This is a genomic window from Garicola koreensis, from assembly GCF_014195445.1.
GTDB classification, from domain to species: Bacteria; Actinomycetota; Actinomycetes; order Actinomycetales; family Micrococcaceae; genus Nesterenkonia; species Nesterenkonia koreensis.
In genome coordinates, this window is the sequence record NZ_JACIBT010000005.1 from 58,966 (window position 1) to 76,018 (window position 17,053).

The 17,053-nt window shown below is 67.3% G+C and carries 15 protein-coding genes and 2 tRNA genes; 3 read left to right on the top strand and 14 right to left on the bottom strand.

Translation table 11 applies throughout. The features are described from left to right. Nucleotide 1: 1 nt before the first annotated feature. The 13 genes from FHX47_RS07900 to tadA form a co-directional block, all read right to left on the bottom strand. Entirely contained in the window at nt 2-1,216 is a 1,215-nt protein-coding gene (locus tag FHX47_RS07900) for an acyl-CoA dehydrogenase family protein (protein ID WP_183358386.1), read from the bottom strand. 21 nt (nt 1,217-1,237) lie between these two features. Then, nucleotides 1,238-1,735: a hypothetical protein gene (locus FHX47_RS07905; RefSeq protein ID WP_183358387.1), complete on the bottom strand. Its 498-nt coding sequence runs from the start codon at nt 1,733-1,735 to the stop codon at nt 1,238-1,240. After that, nucleotides 1,732-2,271 carry an NUDIX hydrolase family protein gene (locus FHX47_RS07910; protein ID WP_183358388.1) on the bottom strand — a complete coding sequence of 180 codons (540 nt, stop codon included), beginning with the start codon at nt 2,269-2,271 and terminating at the stop codon, nt 1,732-1,734. Before FHX47_RS07910 ends, FHX47_RS07905 begins: the two co-directional genes overlap by 4 nt. Before the next feature lie 48 nt (nt 2,272-2,319). Beyond that, nucleotides 2,320-3,666: an HNH endonuclease gene (locus FHX47_RS07915; RefSeq protein WP_183358389.1), complete on the bottom strand. Its 1,347-nt coding sequence runs from the start codon at nt 3,664-3,666 to the stop codon at nt 2,320-2,322. An 85-nt stretch (nt 3,667-3,751) separates the two neighbouring features. Beyond that, nucleotides 3,752-5,461, bottom strand: a complete 1,710-nt coding sequence (locus FHX47_RS07920) for a hypothetical protein (protein WP_183358390.1) — start codon at nt 5,459-5,461, stop codon at nt 3,752-3,754. Between the two features lie 74 nt (nt 5,462-5,535). Then, nucleotides 5,536-6,129 (bottom strand): DedA family protein, encoded by a 594-nt coding sequence (locus tag FHX47_RS07925; protein ID WP_183358391.1) that lies wholly within the window; start codon nt 6,127-6,129, stop codon nt 5,536-5,538. Between the two features lie 61 nt (nt 6,130-6,190). After that, nucleotides 6,191-7,228: a pseudouridine synthase gene (locus FHX47_RS07930; RefSeq protein ID WP_343064343.1), complete on the bottom strand. Its 1,038-nt coding sequence runs from the start codon at nt 7,226-7,228 to the stop codon at nt 6,191-6,193. A gap of 10 nt (nt 7,229-7,238) precedes the next feature. Then, nucleotides 7,239-7,787 (bottom strand): VOC family protein, encoded by a 549-nt coding sequence (locus FHX47_RS07935; RefSeq protein WP_183358393.1) that lies wholly within the window; start codon nt 7,785-7,787, stop codon nt 7,239-7,241. 9 nt (nt 7,788-7,796) lie between these two features. Continuing rightward, entirely contained in the window at nt 7,797-12,458 is a 4,662-nt protein-coding gene (locus tag FHX47_RS07940; protein ID WP_183358394.1) for an ATP-dependent helicase, read from the bottom strand. A 198-nt stretch (nt 12,459-12,656) separates the two neighbouring features. Further along, on the bottom strand, nt 12,657-13,325 hold the full coding sequence (locus FHX47_RS07945; protein WP_183358395.1) for an NADPH-dependent F420 reductase: 669 nt from the start codon (nt 13,323-13,325) through the stop codon (nt 12,657-12,659). Between the two features lie 75 nt (nt 13,326-13,400). Continuing rightward, entirely contained in the window at nt 13,401-13,859 is a 459-nt protein-coding gene (locus tag FHX47_RS07950) for a 23S rRNA (pseudouridine(1915)-N(3))-methyltransferase RlmH (RefSeq protein ID WP_183358396.1), read from the bottom strand. Between the two features lie 92 nt (nt 13,860-13,951). After that, nucleotides 13,952-14,039, bottom strand: a tRNA-Ser gene (locus FHX47_RS07955). Nucleotides 14,040-14,135: 96 nt separating this feature from the next. Beyond that, nucleotides 14,136-14,612, bottom strand: a complete 477-nt coding sequence (tadA, locus tag FHX47_RS07960; protein WP_183358397.1) for a tRNA adenosine(34) deaminase TadA — start codon at nt 14,610-14,612, stop codon at nt 14,136-14,138. Between the two features lie 73 nt (nt 14,613-14,685). Between tadA and upp the strand changes: the two genes are divergently transcribed. The 3 genes from upp to FHX47_RS07975 all read left to right on the top strand — a co-directional run bounded on the left by upp (nt 14,686) and on the right by FHX47_RS07975 (nt 16,798). Continuing rightward, the gene (upp, locus tag FHX47_RS07965) at nt 14,686-15,321 is read left to right on the top strand and encodes a uracil phosphoribosyltransferase (protein WP_183358413.1); all 636 of its coding nucleotides are present in this window, start codon (nt 14,686-14,688) and stop codon (nt 15,319-15,321) included. A 142-nt stretch (nt 15,322-15,463) separates the two neighbouring features. Next, complete coding sequence (locus tag FHX47_RS07970) at nt 15,464-16,285, top strand: winged helix-turn-helix domain-containing protein (protein ID WP_183358398.1); 822 nt, start codon at nt 15,464-15,466, stop codon at nt 16,283-16,285. Nucleotides 16,286-16,288: 3 nt separating this feature from the next. Next, a complete protein-coding gene (locus FHX47_RS07975) occupies nt 16,289-16,798 on the top strand; it encodes a SixA phosphatase family protein (protein WP_183358399.1) in 510 nt (169 codons plus the stop codon). Nucleotides 16,799-16,845: 47 nt separating this feature from the next. Here FHX47_RS07975 and FHX47_RS07980 read toward each other — a convergent pair. Further along, nucleotides 16,846-16,922 (bottom strand) — tRNA-Arg (locus FHX47_RS07980). Between the last annotated feature and the right edge of the window lie 131 nt (nt 16,923-17,053).

Below are 17,053 nucleotides of genomic sequence, written 5' to 3' on the forward strand. Positions count from 1 at the left end.
GTCAGGCGAAGGCGGAGAACCCGGTGAGGTCGCGGCCGATGATCAGTGATTGGACGGACTCGGTGCCTTCGTAGGTATGGATCGCCTCGATGTCTGCCATGTGGCGGGCGACCTTGTTCTGCAGCAGAATACCGTTGCCGCCGAGCATGTCGCGGGCGATGTGGGCGATCTGCCGAGCCTTGCGGGTGTTGTGATACTTCGCCATAGACGCCTGCGGCCCGGAGAGCTTCCCGGCGACGTCGAGCTCGGTGACGTGCTTGACGTGCAGCTGCATCGAGGTCAGCTCCGAGACCATCCACGCCAGTCGCTCCTGCACCAGCTGGTGGGCGCCGATGGGCTTGGAGAACTGTTCGCGCTGCTTGGAGTAGTTCAGGGCAGCCTCCACGCAGGCGGCCGCGTGGCCCACTGCGGACCAGGCCACGCCCAGCCGGGTGGCGAAGAGCACGACCGAGGCATCTTTGAAGCTGCGGCTGTGCGGAAGCACGGCGTCTGCGGCCAGCTCCACATCCTCGTAGTGGATGAGCGCCTGGTCGATGGCGCGCAGCGACGCCTTGCCGGTGATCACCTCGCCGCGGTAGCCCGGCGTGTCCTGCGGGACCATGAAGCAGCGGACCTTGCCGTCGAATTCGCCGCCGGAGACCCTGGCCCAGGTGAAGGTCAGTCCGCCGGAGGAACCGTTGCCGATCCACTTCTTCTCTCCGTTGAGCACATAGTGGCCGGTCTGCTCATCACCGTGCAGAGTGGCGGTGGTATCCAAGGAGACCGAGTCTGATCCGTGAGCAGGTTCGGTCAGTGCGAAGGCGCCCAGGGTGTCCGCCTTTGCCAGTGCGGCGCCGTGGGCTGCCTTCTGTTCCTCGGAGCCGAAGAGCATCAGCGTGCGCAGCGCTAAGCCCCCCTGCACGGCCAAGGCGGTGCCCAATGATCCGTCAGTGCGGGAGGTTTCCATGTTCACCATGCCCGCCGCCAACGGCGTCAGTGTTTCCATACCCAGGGACGAGACGTCGACGCCGTCGCTGAGCAGCCCGAGCTGACCGCCCTGCTGAACCAGATCGGTCGGATACTCGCCGCGCTCCCAGTGGCCGACCATCCGGTCTTCCAGCCCTGAGGCGAAGTCGCGGGCGCGCTGCCACCAGGCGCGGTCGGCGTCGGGGACGCCGTCGAAGACGCCGTAGTAGTCGAGGTCCAGTGGGGTGGTCACGTCGTACTCTTGAGTCATGGCTCACATGTTACCGGAGAGTTAGGACGCCGAGGCAATCCCTCGTTCACCGTGCTGCTCCGGGCTTTCGATTCGGGCCAATGGCTGCGCGATCCATCGCCCCAGGCCCAATAGGATGCCGGCGGGGAAGCCCACTAGGGGGATCAGCATCGGAATCAGGCCGCCGACCCCGGAGATCAGAACGACCGGTCCATAGAGCAGCCCCACCAGCACATAGCCCAGCATGTGGGCGACTGGATTGAGCTGATGCCGAAGCAGCCACGTGATCAGCAGCGTGCCGGGGATGCCCACGAGGACAGCCGCCGCGGCCAGCAGCGGGATCAGCGGGGCAAGATAGCCTTCGCCGTCCAGCCCGGGGACGAAGGAGAGCCCCAGCAGCGCCGCGCCCAGCAGTGCGGTGGGAATCAGCCAGGACAGCAGCCACCCGGTGGCTCCGAGTTTCAGCCGTGGCCGTGATTCCTTAGGGCGGGCTGTGCGAGGCCGGCGTGCTCCGGTCTTCTGCGGTGCCGGGGTTGTCACGAGGTGTGTCCCAGATGGGCGAGTGCTTGGCTGATGAGCTTCTCACGACCGCCGATGAATTCGGCTTGGGTCTCGGGGGCCAATGCCTGATCGGGGCTGAGCCAGGAGAGCTCCAACGCATCCTGCCGCGGGGAGCACTCACCGGCGACCGGCACAATGTAAGCCAGCGAGACGGCATGTTGACGGTCATCGACCAGCCCGGTCTCCGACGGGTAGGGGAAGTACTCGGCCACAGTGAACGGTGTGGGGGAGGGAGGCAGCTGGGGCAGCGCCAGGGAGCCGAGGTCCTTTTCGATGTGGCGCATGAGACCAGCGCGGATGGTCTCGCGGTAGAGCACCCGCCCAGAGACCACGGTGCGGTAGAAGTGGCCATCATTGTCGGCGGTGTAGAGCAGGCCGACTTCGGTGACGTAGCCCAGGGCATCCAGTCGCACCGGGATGGCTTCCACATAGACCATGGGAATTCTCCGGCGTGCCTCATAGAGGTCTTCTTCGCTCAGCCAACCGGGATTCGGATCAGGTGTGCGCACAGACATAGGGCTATAGTCTCATGATCACACGCGCAGGTTCCCAATCGAGTGTGATCATACGGCGTAGGTGATGGGGTGTGTGGCGTGGATCAGGTCTGCGGGTGGGCCCTGGGATCGTCTTCGGGGGTTATCTCGGGGGCTGTCTCGTCCGGTGGCTTCTGGTGGTGCTGGTGGGTGGAGGAATCCGTGGGATTTCAGCCGGTGGTGCCGTCGGCACAGACTGGATAAGTTCGCTGCGTTGGTGGGGCCGCCGGCGTCGAAGGGAATCTGGTGGTCGATATCGGATCGTTCTGCGGCGATGGTACAACCCTGGATTTGGCAGTGTCCGTCTCTGAAGATCAGTGCATCCCGCAGATGGGCTGGCGGGTAGCGGCCGGCATAGGTCACCGAGAGCAGGTCCACATCAGCATCAGCCCGGTTGGGGCGGGTGCGCCCCTGGTACCAGTGGTGTCCAGCGTCTGGGTCACCGGCGAGTGCGCGGGCCTGGTCTGCGGCGAGCATCCAGGACCGGTCCGCGGCCATGCCGGGCTGGTTCGACGCACCGGTGAGGGTGGGCTCGGGGACCATGATCATGATCTTCGCCTCCACCGGCCGGGCACCCTCTTCTGGGGTATCACCGGTGCGCAGCCACGCGGAGAACAGGTCAGCCTCCCGCTGCGCCAGGGTCCGCCCATCCGCAGACTGATCATCCTCTCCGCTGTTGGTGGGTTCTGCTGCGGTGCTGTGGTGGCGGCGGGCGGTGAGGGCCAGGCGTTTCTGGATCGCGGCGGCCTCCACGGTGGGGATCCGGGCATCGATGAAGCTCATCCCGTCGGTGCCGTGGCTGAACTGCACATACCGTTCGGCACGGCCCTGCGCGCACGTCTCGGTGTAGGCGTCATAGTCCAGTTGGGCGATGAACCGGCTCAGCCAGTTCTGAAAGTCCCCCAGACTGCGGTCAATGGCCTCCAACGCTGCGGCAGGATCCAGACGCTGCACATGGTCGGCAGCGAGGTTCTGGTCGGCAGGGTTCTGGTCTGTAAGGTTTTGGGCAGCGGTGCTGATTTTGCGCAGTCGCAGCATATCGATCAGGCCCCGGCAGAAGGCCTCCCAACTCCAGGGCAGGTGCTCACGGGCGTACTCGCCGACATTGAGCGTGATCGCGGTGGTCTGGTCGCTGAACCCCAACAACAGGGCCGCCTGGTGCACCGCGGCCCGCTCAGCAGCATCCTGAACAAAGTCGTACTCGTCGCAGTGCTCGGCACGGCAGGCGGCCACATGATCGACCAGCACCCCGATTTTGGCCGCCTCGGCACGCCGGGCTGCCACTTGCAGCTCCCACGCTTGGGCCAGGGCAGGCTCATCCATCAGATGCCGCAGCTTCGGCGGAACCCGTGGAGTGAGCATGTCCTGATCGTCCATACCCACCACACTAAACGTGAGGTAGGACACGGTCACTGTCACCCAACAAGTGCACGAAGCAGACCTCAGCGCGCTCTCGGGTGGCTCATATGATGTCTTCGAGGGGGCGGCCCATCGCCGCCCGGCGCTCGGCATGGTTGATCCAGTGCCGGCGTGACTGGGTGCAGAGGATCACGATGAAAGCGCCCATTGCCGCGCCGATGGCCACCCATACGCTGGTGACCTCGGTCAGCAGCCGAGGGAAGATCAGCCAGAACATGCCCCAGCCCAGGCCCAACGCGATCGTGATGCGACCGCGCTCGGTCATTGAGTAGAAGGCGGCCGTCCAGACGCAGATGAACAGGCCCGCAGCTGCCCACAGCAGGGCCGGGAACCCTGGGATCTCCCACCCACGGGCGGTCAGCCACACGGAGACCGAAGACATGGCCTGCACCAGGGCGAAGCCGAAGAACAGGCCGATCACACCGTCATTGAGGCGACGTTCTGCTGTGCTCCGAGACGTGTGCAGGTTGAACTGGCGCACGGCGTCCACCAGCAGCATGGCGATCAGCAGGCTGGTCACCAGCACCCAGGTCAGCATCCCGGCGTACAGGGCAGCGGTGACCCCCAGCATCAGCAGCGACGCGGAGCCCACCAGCCAGCCTGAGCGGCGCTGGCGGGGCGTGGAATTCTGGGTGCCGGTCCACTGGAACGCGGCATGAGCGACCAGTCCCACCACGATGATCGGCCACAGCCAGTAGTAGTTGTGGTCCGGCGACAGCAGTGCGTATTCCCCTGAGAACCAGCCCTCGGCGTAGGTCTCGTGCAGCCCGTTGCCGGAGAGGATGGCCACAGCCTCCGGGTCCGCGCCGAGCCACCCGAACAGCCACGCGGTGGAGATTACTGCAGCCAGCGCGCCGATGCTCACGAAGATCCTGCGGTACAGGTCCAATCGGGTGGGTTCGGGGTCCGGGTCGCGGGAGGGCAGGTTATAGGGCGGAATGTAGGTGTAGAGGTCCTCCTCATCGTCGGCAGACTCCCGCGCGGGCTGCCCATAGTAGGCAGCGGTCTCGTACTCGATGGCGCGGGCCTTCTGGGCAATGACATCGCGGCGGCGCTGCTCGTCCAGGGCACGGCGCGGCCGTGGGGGACGGGCAGGGAACGACGACGCAGTCTCGGACTCTGCCGTGTTGGACTCTGCGGTGTCGGTCTCTGCGGTGCTGGCTGCTGCCGTGTTGGAGGGTTGGGGCTCGTCACGGTAGGCAGGCAGGACCACAGTGTCGTCCGCGCTGGGATCCGAAGCAGCAGGCTCAGCAGCACGCTCGGCTGGCTCCGGTGTGGAGTTGCTGGGTTCGGGTTCAGTCTGCGCCCCCACACCTGGCACGGCGCCGGTGAACAGCTGCCCCTCGGGTCGCACCTCAGGCGGTGGTGGCTTCGGCAGCCCCACGGGGCCGGTCTGCGGGTGCTCCTCCTCATCCGAGGGCGCGGGGGACGGCGCCGAGCCGGCCGCCTTCTGCGCCTTGCGCTCCTTACGCGTGGCCCACCAGGTTCGTGCTCGTGCGTCCAAGGTGTCCAAAAAGTCGCTGAGGCTGTTCGCCGAATCTGGGGGCGCCGAATCTGGGGGCGCTGGGTTGTTCGGCGGCGCTGTCTCGTTTGGGGCCGCTGCCTCGGGTGCCTCGGGGGAATCCGAGTCCGTCTCTTCGGCGGCGGGGGGTTCGGCGGCGGTGGGTGTGGGACCTGAGGAGCCGACGTCGTCGGGTGGCTGCTGCGCAGCCGAAGTCTGCTGAACGTGGTCAGAGCGTTCCTGTTCGCTCAACTCCGCCTCCCCTCGGAATCGTCTCTCGGTGTGCAGGTGGCGCGTCAGCCGGGCGTCGAGTTCGATGCTTGCACTCAAACCTGAGTGCGAGCACGACGACGTCTGGTCGTCATGAAAGCGAAGGCCGACCCGACAAGAGTACCGACCGCCAGGCCGATTAGGATGTTCGCCACGAGGGACAGGCCGGTAGTTGATCCGGTGACATATCCCAAGCCGACCAGCCAGAGGCTCCAGATCACTGCGCCGAGCACGGCCAGCAGGATCAGGCGAGACCACTGCATGCGCATCATTCCGGCGGTGACCATCGACGTCGTCCGGCCCCCCGGTATCCATCGGATCAGCAGCAGTCCGACCCAGGTGTTGGCGCGGCCGGCGCGCAGGGCGGTGCGCAGCACCAGCCGGTGCAGCTGGCGCCCCCAGCGCCAGCGGTAGAGCACCCGGAGGAAGCGATAGCGGAACAGCATATACAGCCCCACGTCCCCCACCAGGCATCCGGTCACCGTGGCTGCGATCACCCAGGCGATGGGCAGCAGCTGATCGGCGGCCATCGCCCCGGAGGCGATGACCATGACTTCGGAGGGCAACGGCGGGACGAAGGCGGTCAGCGCAACGGCCAGCGCCTGCACCGGAAGAAACCAGAGGCCCCAGTCCTCCAGGAGGTCGATCATCGGTCTCCTCTCACGGGACGCATGGGGCTGTTGGGTGGATGCAGTGCTGGGGTAGTTGGGGTCACTGCGGGGCTTCGACAAGTCTACGGGCCGAGCGGAATGTTCTGTGCTGGCCGGTGAGCGGGTCGGTGAAGCTCAGCGTGGAGGCCAGCAGCTGCAGCGGTTTGTTGAAGTCGTCGGGCGCATCGGGGAGCAGCTGAGGGTAGAACCGGTCGTGCATGATGCCCAGCCCCAGAAGAGCCATGTGTATCCGCAGCTGGTGGGTCTTGCCGGTGTGCGGGGTGAGGCGGAACTGTCCGACGTCGTCGTGCTTCCGGCTCAGCCCGGTGCGCAGCAGTTCGACCCGGGAGGCAGAGTTGGCGCCGCCGACTGCCGTGGTGCGCCGTGGCCCTCGTCGCGGCAGCCTGCGGTTCTCGGGCTGGTGGCCGGAGTCAGCGACCGGATAGGGGACCAGTTGGCTGACCACGACTCCCTTGGTCTTTCTGATCCGGCTGCGCACCGTCACCGGGAAACGCTGCGCCAGGGCCTGCGGATCCGGACTGTGTGGCGTGAGGCCCTCTCCGATGGTGCTGATGCACTCATAAGTCTTGGCAACCTGCTGGTTCTGGAACAGCTGCTGGTACTTTCCGCGGGTGGCGGCCTGTTTGGCGAACAGCACCAGCCCCGCAGTTCCTCGGTCCAGCCGGTGGATGGGGGTCAGATCGTCGAGCCCGAGGCTGTTTCGCAGCCGCACCAGCAGGGACTGCTGCACGTAGCGGCCGGCCGGAGTGGTGGGCAGGAAATGTGGTTTGTCGGCCACCACCAGGTGTTCGTCCTCATAGAGGACGCGTTCGGTGACCGGCAGCACCGGCTCCGCCGGCAGCGTGCGGTAGTACCAGATGAACTCGGCGTCGCCCAGGGCAGTCGCTGTGCTCAGCGGCCGGCCGTGGGCGTCAACCACCTCATCGGCGTCGAACCGGGACGTGATGCTGGCCGGATCCAGGTGGTTGAAGGTCTCCAGCACATAGCCGTGGACGGTCTCCCAGGGGCCGGTCAGCGGCAGCCGAAGCCGGGTGGCGTTGACCCCTTGGCGGACCGGCAGCGGTGAACGGCGCGTCACGAACCGGGTGTCAGCTCCAGTCGGGGGCCTGCGCCTGGGCCGCCTCAGCCTGGTCCGCCTCAGTCGGGGCGGCATCGGCGCTGGAATCCCTGGGCTGATTGACCTGCCAGGTGACGCCGAACCGATCCTTCACCCAGGCGAAGTTCGCCGCGAAGTCGTACTGACCAGGCTCCATGAGGAAGACGCCGCCTTCGCTGAGCCGCTCGGTGATCCTGGAGAACTCTTCGGCAGTGTCGACGACGACGGCGACGGAGATCGAGGGCGTGAAGTCAAAGTCCTGTCTGACCAGCGAGTCCTGAATCATCAGCACCTGTCCGCCGATCTTCAGCTGGGCGGTGGCCACCAGTGTGGTCCCCCAGTCGACCACGGTCTCCATGGCGGCCGTATCCTCGGACTGCGTCTCGGCGGAGGGCGCCTGCCCCGTGGGATCGAGGATCTGCGTTCCCTCGGGGTGGTGCATGACCTCCAGCAGCTCGGCGTCCGGGAAGGTGTCGAGGTAGAGGTCGATAGCTTCCTGGGCACGGCCCTGGAACATCAGCAGCGGCAGGCACAGAATCATGGACAAAGACTAACCCGAAAAGCGCAGCCCTGAGGGTGAGGAGTCGAACCCCGCGTTTCTCAGAGCCGCACCGAAGCGGTGCTGCAGCACGGCGGTCCCATTGACGCGCTCCACGGCCAGCCGACCTGTTCCGGCCGCCTTCAGGCGCGCAGCCAGGGCGGCCGCGGTGCGCTCCATCAGCGGTTCCTCCTCGGTGAACAGCAGCATCGTTCTGCCGCCGCGCTCCATGTAGAGCACCAGATCACCGTTATATATGACGACGACGGCGCCTGCTCTGCGTCCCGGTTTGGCTGCGGCCTGCTGCTGGGTCGGCCAGTCCAGAGCCGCACCATAGGGGTTGGCCGGATCGGTGGCGGCCAGCACCACTGCGGACTCATGACGCTGATCCTCCACACGCTGATCCTCCAGACGCCGGTCCTCCAAACGTTCTGAGATGTCTCGCAGTCGGTCGATTGTTGCCGAGGCGGTGAACTGGGCCGCACCCAGCTGCTCGATGAAGTAGCCGCGGCGAATGCGGCCGGCATCCTCCGCGGCCGCGAGCACCTTATAGACCCCGGTGAATCCCCCCGGCGTCTGCTCGGCCACCACAGAGCCTCGGGTGAGCACCCCGTAGCGGTCCAGCAGAATCTCTGCCCGGGTGTGGGCGGTCTCCGTGGCAGCAGCAGTCGGCACCGGGGTCAGCGACCAGCGCCCACCGGTGCCGCCGGAGTGCGCTGACTCGCCGCGTGCGGCACGGACCGCCTGGCGCAGCGCGGTGCGGCGGGAAGTGTGCCGGCTTCGCACCGGAGAGCTGCGACGCCGGTGGGCAGTGCTGCCAGCATTCATGAACTCACGCAGCACCGCAAAGCTGTCCGGCTGCACCACCCCAGCCCAAAACTGCTCCCAGAGGGCCTCGCGCACCTGGTCGGCGTCGAGGCCCTCCAACTGGGCAGAGACCGCCTGCGGAAACCAGGCTCCGCCGCGATCCAGCACCTGCTGCACCCGGTCGGCGGTCTCGGTGGGTCGGTGATCCGGCTTCTGCAGCCTCAGCAGTTCGGCGTCCTCGGCGGGGAAGAACACCACCCAGCCGTCGTGACCGCTCAGCGCACCGGCGCCGGTGACCACGAACTCCCCGGCGCCCAGCAGCTCATCCAGCATCGAGGGCCGGTAGTCGCGCACCCGCGCCGGCAGGATGTAGGACTCCCAGGCACTGGCCGGAGCCGGGAACCCGGACAGCTGGGCGAGCACCTCAGCCAGCCCCGCCGACCCACTGACCTGCTGGCCCGGGGCCACGGACTGCCACTCACCCAGCAGCTGGGCGTAGGCGCGTGGGGGAACCGGCTCCACAGCCGCGCGCAGAGCGGCCAATGATCGCCTACGGATGCGGCGCAGCATCCGAGTCTCGACGTACTCGGTCTGCGCCCGCAGCTCCGGGGAGAACAGCCCCTGAACAATCCGGCCCTGCTGCATCAGCCGTCCGAGCACCTCAGAGACCACTGCGGCAGGCAGTCCCAGGGCCGAGGCGGCGTCGTCGGCGGTGAAGGGCGCGTGGGTGCGCCCGTAGCGGCCGAGCAGGTCCCCCAGCGGGTCGTCCACCGGCTCCAGAAAGGTCTGCGGGATTCCCGGTGGGATGTTCACCCCCAGTCCGTCACGCAGCCGGGAGGCATCTTCGACGACGGCGAAGCGCTCCTCGCCCTGCCAGTTCAGTGCGAATGCGCGCTGGGCGGTGACCAGCTGCTGCGCCCAGGAGTGCGCCTGCTGGGCTGTGGCCGGATGTTCTGGGGGCGACTGCTCTGTGGTGGGCTGCTCTGTGGGGGGCGGCTGATCATCGGTGCCTGGGTGCAGCCTGCGCCCGAGCTGTTCGGCGCTGAGCGGCCCCAGCATCCGCAGCAGGTCCGCGGCACCCTCGACGCCCGTCAGCCGACGTCCGGGGCTCAGCCGCTGGGCGTGGGCTTCGGCCTCGGCGATCACCTGCGGGTCCAGGAACTCGCGCAGCTCCACCCGGCCCAGCAGCTCATTGAGCAGCTTCGGATCCACGCTCAGCGCGGCGGCGCGGCGTTCGGCCAGCGGGGAGTCTCCCTCGTAGAGGTACTGGGCGATGTAGCCGAAGAGGATGCTCTGCGCATAGGGCGAGGGGGTCAGGGTGGTCGACTCGACCAGCCGGACTCTGCGCTGGGCGATGCGTCGGATCAGCCCGTCCAGCGCCGGCAGGTCATAGACGTCCTGCAGCACCTCACGCATCGTCTCGATGATGACCGGAAAGTTCGGGTAGGGGTGGGCCACCTCCAGCAGCTGGGCCGAACGCTGCCGCTGCTGCCACAGGGGCGTGCGCTGGCCCGGGTGCTGCCTGGGCAGCAGCAGGGACCGGGCGGCCGCCTCACGGAACCGGCCGGAGAACAGCGCGGAGCTGCTGACCCGGCTGGTGACCAGCTCCTCCAGCTCCTCAGGTTCGAAGCTGAACAGCTCCGCGCCCGGGGGGTCGTCGTCCATCATCGGCACCCGCAGCACGATCCCGTCGTCGCTGGCGAAGGCGGCACCGTCGAGCCCGTAGAGTTCGTGCAGCCGCTCGCCGACGGCCAGCGCCCAGGGGGCGTGGACGCCCATGCCGTAGGGCGAGTGCAGGATGATCCGCCAATCGCCCAGCTCGTCCTTGGTGCGTTCGACCACCAGGGTGGTGTCGGACGGGATTGACCCCAAGGCTTGGTGCTGCTCCTCCAAGTACTGCAGCAGGTTCTGCCGGGCCCAGGTGTCCATGCCGGCCGCCTGCAGCCTGGTGTGGGCGGCCTCGGTCTCCTCGCCGTGCAGGGTGCGGGCGAAGGCGCCCAGGGCTTCACCCAGTTCGGCGGGCCGCCCGATCCCGTCGCCGCGCCAGAACGGCAGTGAGGCCGGCTGCCCGAAGGCCGGGGAGACCAGGACCCGGTCGAAGGTGATCTCCTCGATCCGCCAGCTGGTGGCACCCAGGGCGAAGACGTCGCCGATCCGGGACTCGTAGACCATCTCCTCGTCCAGCTCGCCCACGCGGCGGCCCCCGGTGCGCGAGTCTTCGGCTCCGACCAGATAGACGCCGAAGAGTCCGCGGTCGGGGATGGTGCCGCCGGAGGTGACCGCCAGCCGCTGGGCGCCGGGGCGTCCGGCGATGGTCCCGGCGTCGCGGTCCCAGATGATCCGCGGCCGCAGGTCGGCGAACCGGTCGGAGGGGTACTTGCCGGCCAGCAGGTCCAGCACGGCTTCGAACGCTGAGCGCGGCAGCGTGGTGAAGGGTGCGGCGCGGCGCACGGTGTCGAACCACTGCTCCAGGTCCAGAGTCTCCATGGCGGAGGCGGCGACGGTCTGCTGGGCGAGCACGTCCAGCGGGTTCTTCGGAATCTTCAGCGCTTCGATCTGGCCGCTGAGCATGCGTTCGACGATCAGGGCGGTGCTCAGCAGGTCTCCGCGGTGCTTGGGGAAGAACCAGCCCACTGACACTTCGCCCACATGGTGGCCGGCGCGTCCGATGCGCTGCAGGCCGGCGGAGACGGCGTGGGGCGCCTCCACCTGGATCACCAGGTCGAGCGCGCCCATATCGATGCCCAGCTCCAAGGAGCTGGTGGCCACTACGCAGCGCAGCCGCCCGGACTTGAGATCATCCTCAATGAGGGCGCGCTGATCTTTGCTCACCGACCCGTGGTGGGACCTGGCCAGCGCGGCAGGCTCGGTGTCGGCGTCGTCGTGCTCGGTGGGGGTGTCCGGTTCGGGGGCACTGGCTGGTTCGGCACCGACTGCTTCGGGGCGGCTGCGGTCGGCCCAGATCTCATTGATCCGGCCGGTGAGCTTCTCGGCCAGCCGGCGGGAATTGACAAAGACGATCGTTGAGCGGTTGGCGGTGATGAGGCTGACGATCTTGTGCTCCACATGCGGCCAGATGGAGGGCTGCAGCGGCTGGTCGGCTGATTCCTCCGGCGCCGGGGTGGGGGCGGCCATGTCCGGCACCGGCACGGAGACGGTGATGTCCCAGGACTTCTGCGCAGGTGGGGCGATGGTCTGTACCGGCTGGCGCCCGCCCACGAAGCGTGCGACCTCATCGTGGGGCTCCACCGTCGCCGAGAGCCCGATGCGTTGGGCGGGGGCGTCCAGCAGCTCATCCAGGCGCTCCAGGGAGAGGGCCAAGTGTGCGCCGCGCTTGGTGCCGGCCAGGGCGTGGACCTCATCGATGATGACGGTGTCCACATTGGCCAGCGTCGCCCGCGCCTGGGAGGTCAGCATCAGGTAGAGCGACTCCGGGGTGGTGATCAGGATGTGCGGAGGGTTCCGCACCAGGTCGCGGCGCTGCTTGGAGGTGGAGTCGCCGGTGCGGACCCCGACGCTGATGTCGGTGGGCTCGAACCCCAAGCGCCGGGCGGTATGGCCGATTCCCACCAGCGGGCTGCGCAGGTTGCGCTCAATGTCCACCCCCAGGGCCTTCAGCGGTGAGATGTAGAGCACCCGGGTGGCCGGGCCCGCAGGGGCGTGGTCCTGGGCCGACTCGGTGATCAGCCGGTCGATGGACCACAGGAATGCGGAGAGGGTCTTGCCGGATCCCGTCGGTGCCACCACCAGGGCGCTGTCACCGCGCGCGACGGCGTCCCACGCGCCGTCCTGGGCAGGCGTGGGTTCCTTGAACGACGCGGAGAACCAGGTCCGCGTCGCTTCGGAGAATCTCTGCAGCGCGCTCACGCCTCCACCCTAAGTCCGCACCCTGACGACACAGTCCGCACTCTGTGGCTCGATTGAGCATCGAGTGATGGATTCTTGGCGGAATAACGCGACTTCTGCCGTGTAAGCACCAAAAATCCATCAATCGATGAGGGCGGGGCGGGTGGCGTGGTCGAAGGGCCGCGTAAGGGCCGCGCCGCTCGGCTGCGCCCGGTCCCGCTACGGGAGGTGCCTGAGGACGTCGGCACGGCGCAGCGGCCGGTTGAACAGCGGGCCGTCCGGCTCCATGATCCGGCTTGCGGGCAGTGCCCCGACCGAGACCGGATCGAGCCCCATGCGCACCAGCAGTCCCATCACCCGGCCGCGGGCGTCGTCGTCATCGGCGGCCACAGCGGCGGCGCGGCGCTGTGCCAGCGGAAGCTCAGGGGTCGCGGAGGACTCCACATCGTGGTGGGCGATGTGGTTCAGCGCCTTGACCAGCCGCACTCCGGTGCCCGAGCCGGCGCCGAAGCGCCCGGCGAGCACCATGGAGGTGGGCAGCTGCTCATCGATGCCGGCCTGCAGCCAGCTGGGCAGCAGTTCGTCGTGCCACCTGTTGGTGGCGTCGACCAGCACGGTTGACGCCACCCACTGCGGGTCGACGTCGTCGAGCTCCTCCTGCGGCACGGCCAGCACCACGATCGCCGGACCCTGGGCTTTGGTGCGCTCGGCAATTTCGGCGGGCCAGACCGGTGCGGCGCCCGGCGCGTAGATCTTCAGATGGTGCCGCAGGGCTTTGGGGGAGCGGGTGGAGCAGATGTCGACGCCGATCCCGGCGCGCAGCATCGCCCGGGCGAAGGCCGTACCGGCTCGCCCGGCTCCGAGAATCCCGACAACCGGTTCCGTCATAGAAGACGACGATACTTGGCGCGCCGACCGTCAGCGACTTCCCTTGCTGCAGCTGCCGCCCGCAGCCGCCGGCCCCTACGTGTGGTGGTAGGGCCGGCCGGCGGCGATCTCTTGGGCGCGGTAGACCTGTTCGGCCAGGATGAGCCGGACCAGCTGGTGGGGGAAGACCAGCTGGGAGAGGCTCCACACAAAGTCCGCGCGCCGGCTCAGTTCGGCACTGACCCCATAGGCTCCTCCGATGACGACGACGACTCGGCGCCCGGCGTCGAACTGGGTCTGCAGCCTGGTGGCCAATTCTGGGGACGAGACGTTGGTGCCGCGCTCATCGAGCAGGATCACAAAGTCGCCGGGTCTGATGCTGCTGCCAAGCCGGGCAGACTCTTCGTCTCGGGCGGCGTCGTGATCGCGTGAGGAGTGGGGCAGCAGCTTCCAGTCGAGGTCGAAGGGTTTGCGCAGGCGCTTGGTGTAGCGTTCAATGCCGTCGGTGACCCAGCTTTCGTGCTTCTTGCCGATGGCCAGTGCCGTGATGGCCATTTCCAACCTCCGTACGCCCGTGACCTCGGGCAACGACGAACGGCCCTGCGACACTGAGGAACACTGAGCATCGCAGGGCCGTTCGGAGTGGGCGGAAGCGGTGGGATTTGAACCCACGGTTGGGGGTTGCCCAACGCAGCATTTCGAGTGCTGTTCCTTCGGCCGCTCGGACACGCTTCCTGCTGCACCGTCTGCTGACAGTGCCCACCTACTATATGCGAGAGGTGGGACCAGCCTCAAAACGAAGCCCGAATCGGCGCCGTCATGCTCTGATCGTCATGCTCTGAAGGGTTCGAAGAAGCTGCGCAGCTGGGCGGCGCACTCTTCGGCGCGCACCCCGGGGTGGACTTCCACCCAGTGGTTCAGGCGTGGTTCGCGCAGCACGTCGAACACGCTGCCGGAGGCGCCGGCCTTCTCGTCCCACGCGCCGAAGACGACGGCGGCGGTGCGGGCCTGGCTGATGGCTCCGGCGCACATGGTGCAGGGTTCCAGGCTGACCGCCAGGGTGCAGTCCTCAAGTCGCCACGAGCCACGGACTCTGGCGGCGGCCCGCAGGGCGTTGAGCTCAGCGTGGCCGGTGGGGTCTGCGTCGCGCACCCGGGTGTTGAACCCCTCGCCCAGAACCTCTCCGGTTTCGGAGACGACGACGGCGCCCACCGGCACATCACCGGCGGCCTCGGCGAGCGCGGCCAGCTCCATGCAGCGGCCGATCAGACGGTGCTGCACAGCGGCGTCGCGCGCGGTGAATGCCATGGGATCAGCCTACGACCCGGTGCTGGTGGGGTTCACCCCTGGAGAGACGCGGCTCACCGGTAGTCTTGGGCATATGCGCCTACACGTCGTGGACCACCCGCTGATCGCCCATAAGCTCACCCAGCTGCGGCGAGTTGAAACCACCTCCAACGTCTTTCGGGATCTGACCCGTGAGCTGGTCACGCTGCTCTCCTATGAGGCCAGCGGCGACGTGGGCACCGAGCCGGTGCAGATTCAGACTCCGGTGGCCACGATGACCGGAACTCAGCTGGCCGGTCCGAAGCCGCTGGTGGTGCCGATTCTGCGTGCCGGGCTGGGGATGCTCGACGGGATGACGGCGATGATCCCCACTGCCGAGGTCGGCTTTTTGGGGATGGCCCGCAACGAGCAGACGCTGGACATCGTCACCTACGCGGAGCGGCTGCCCGATGATCTCACCGGGCGCCACGTGTTCGTGCTGGACCCCATGCTGGCCACCGGCGGCACCCTGGTGGAGACGATTCGTTTCCTCAAGCGGGCCGGAGCGGCGAAGGTGACCTGCATCTGCCTGCTGGCAGCCCCGGAGGGAATCCGGCGGCTGGAGGAGGAGGTCGGCGAGTTGGACGTCGCCCTCTACGTGGCGGCCGTCGATGAGCGCCTCGACGAGAACGCCTTCATCATCCCGGGGCTCGGCGACGCTGGAGACCGGCTCTACGGGCTGGCCGAGTAGTACGAGACGTGGGCCACATATACACCTCTGAGTCTCAATATGTGGAATATCTGGGCTTATGTTACTTGCGTTCGAAAAATATTACGGGGATGCTGAGAGGGTCAATCACCCGGCCGCAAGCCAGGAAGTAGCCACGATACGTATGTCCGCACCGCTGAGTCAGACCCAAAATCCAGGGTACGTCCACGTTTCGGTGAGAAACGCCGCTAGGCGTGCCGAATTGGCCCGGCGCATGCGCGGCGGTGCGGAGAGCAGCAATGGATCCACCTCCAGCAGGAGCAGGGCTGACTCGGAGGCCGCACAGCCGACTGAGCCGATTCCGGTGATGGCCCCCAGCGGCTCCGGGCCGCAGATGGTTCAACCAGACGCCGTCGCCCGCGGCTTCGTGGTCTATGTGGGTTTGGACGAGGACACCGCGACCGCCGCCGGAACCTCGCTGCACAAGATCGCCACTGAGATGCGCGACTACGTGGAGCACATCGCCCCGGAGTCGCAGGTCCACGTGGCCATGGCGGTGGCATCGGCCGCTGCCGAAGGCTCTGACCTGGAGGTCGTCCGCCAGGCGCTGGGTGATCCGACGGTCCACGGCCGCAGCGCCGAGCCCGCTGTGCCGCAGACCCCGACGCTGCCCTCCAGCTCCGGGGTGCTCATCGACCTGGCCCGCCGTGAGGTGCAGCTCGACGGTGATGGGCTGAACCTCACCTACAAGGAGTTTGAGCTGCTGAACTACCTGGTGGACAACTCTGTGCGCACCGTGGGGCGTGAGGAGCTGCTGAAGACGCTGTGGCGCAACGTCGACGTCGACCAGATGCCCAACGAGCGCACCATCGACGTGCATATCCGCCGGCTGCGCTCCAAGCTGGGCCGGTTGGCCAATACGGTACGGACCGTGCGCGGGCAGGGCTACCGCTTCTACGAGCACCCGGAGGTCACTGTCTGGGCAGCTCCGGAGTACTCCATCTGATTCATGTCCAAGCGACTTGTGATCCTGCGCCACGCCAAGGCGCAGCAGACGTTCACCGGCGATGACCATGGCCGCACCCTGACCGACCGGGGGCAGCGGCAGTCCCGTGAGGTGGGCCGCTGGCTGCACGCATCCGGGCACTGGCCGCAGGCCGCGCTGGTCTCCGATGCCATGCGCACGCGCCAGACCTTCGTCTGGATCGCAGACGAGTTGGGGGAGAAGGCGGTCACCCCGTATCTGGACGACCGGCTCTACCTGGCCTCCTCGCGAACCATGTGCTCAGTGATCAATGAGACCCCGGAGACGGTGCAGAGCCTGCTGGTGGTCGCGCACATGCCAGGCGTGCAGGGGCTGGCGATGCAACTGGCGAGCTCCGATTCGGATGAGCAGACGGTGCTGAGCATGGCAGAGCACTGGCCCACTGCGGGGCTCGGCATCTTCGACGTCGACAAACCCTGGGGGCAGCTCGACGGCCGCGACGCGGTGCTGACTGACTTCATCACCGTCGGCTGAGACAAAGAACCCCGACGTTCTTCACGAACGCCGGGGGATCAGATGCGTGGTGCGCCCATAGGGATTCGAACCCCAGACCTTCGGTTCCGTAGACCGACGCTCTATCCAGCTGAGCTATAGGCGCTTTCCTGCTCTCTTCGAGAGCTGCTCCGGCCGTGCACCGATGCCGACCGGACCTAGAAAACTATACACGGGGCGCCGAACCTCCGGCAAATTCTCGTCAGCACCCTCGAAACGCGAATGAGCTGTTACACC

What these genes read in the sequence shown, in the direction of transcription:
- FHX47_RS07910 (WP_183358388.1), bottom strand. Translation starts at nt 2,271, where the DNA reads ATGTCTGTGCGCACACCTGATCCGAATCCCGGTTGGCTGAGCGAAGAA.
- FHX47_RS07925 (WP_183358391.1), bottom strand. Translation starts at nt 6,129, where the DNA reads ATGATCGACCTCCTGGAGGACTGGGGCCTCTGGTTTCTTCCGGTGCAG.
- FHX47_RS07970 (WP_183358398.1), top strand. Translation starts at nt 15,464, where the DNA reads ATGTCCGCACCGCTGAGTCAGACCCAAAATCCAGGGTACGTCCACGTT.
- FHX47_RS07975 (WP_183358399.1), top strand. Translation starts at nt 16,289, where the DNA reads ATGTCCAAGCGACTTGTGATCCTGCGCCACGCCAAGGCGCAGCAGACG.
- upp (WP_183358413.1), top strand. Translation starts at nt 14,686, where the DNA reads ATGCGCCTACACGTCGTGGACCACCCGCTGATCGCCCATAAGCTCACC.
- tadA (WP_183358397.1), bottom strand. Translation starts at nt 14,612, where the DNA reads ATGGCATTCACCGCGCGCGACGCCGCTGTGCAGCACCGTCTGATCGGC.
- FHX47_RS07900 (WP_183358386.1), bottom strand. Translation starts at nt 1,216, where the DNA reads ATGACTCAAGAGTACGACGTGACCACCCCACTGGACCTCGACTACTAC.
- FHX47_RS07945 (WP_183358395.1), bottom strand. Translation starts at nt 13,325, where the DNA reads ATGACGGAACCGGTTGTCGGGATTCTCGGAGCCGGGCGAGCCGGTACG.
- FHX47_RS07915 (WP_183358389.1), bottom strand. Translation starts at nt 3,666, where the DNA reads ATGGACGATCAGGACATGCTCACTCCACGGGTTCCGCCGAAGCTGCGG.
- FHX47_RS07950 (WP_183358396.1), bottom strand. Translation starts at nt 13,859, where the DNA reads ATGGCCATCACGGCACTGGCCATCGGCAAGAAGCACGAAAGCTGGGTC.
- FHX47_RS07935 (WP_183358393.1), bottom strand. Translation starts at nt 7,787, where the DNA reads ATGATTCTGTGCCTGCCGCTGCTGATGTTCCAGGGCCGTGCCCAGGAA.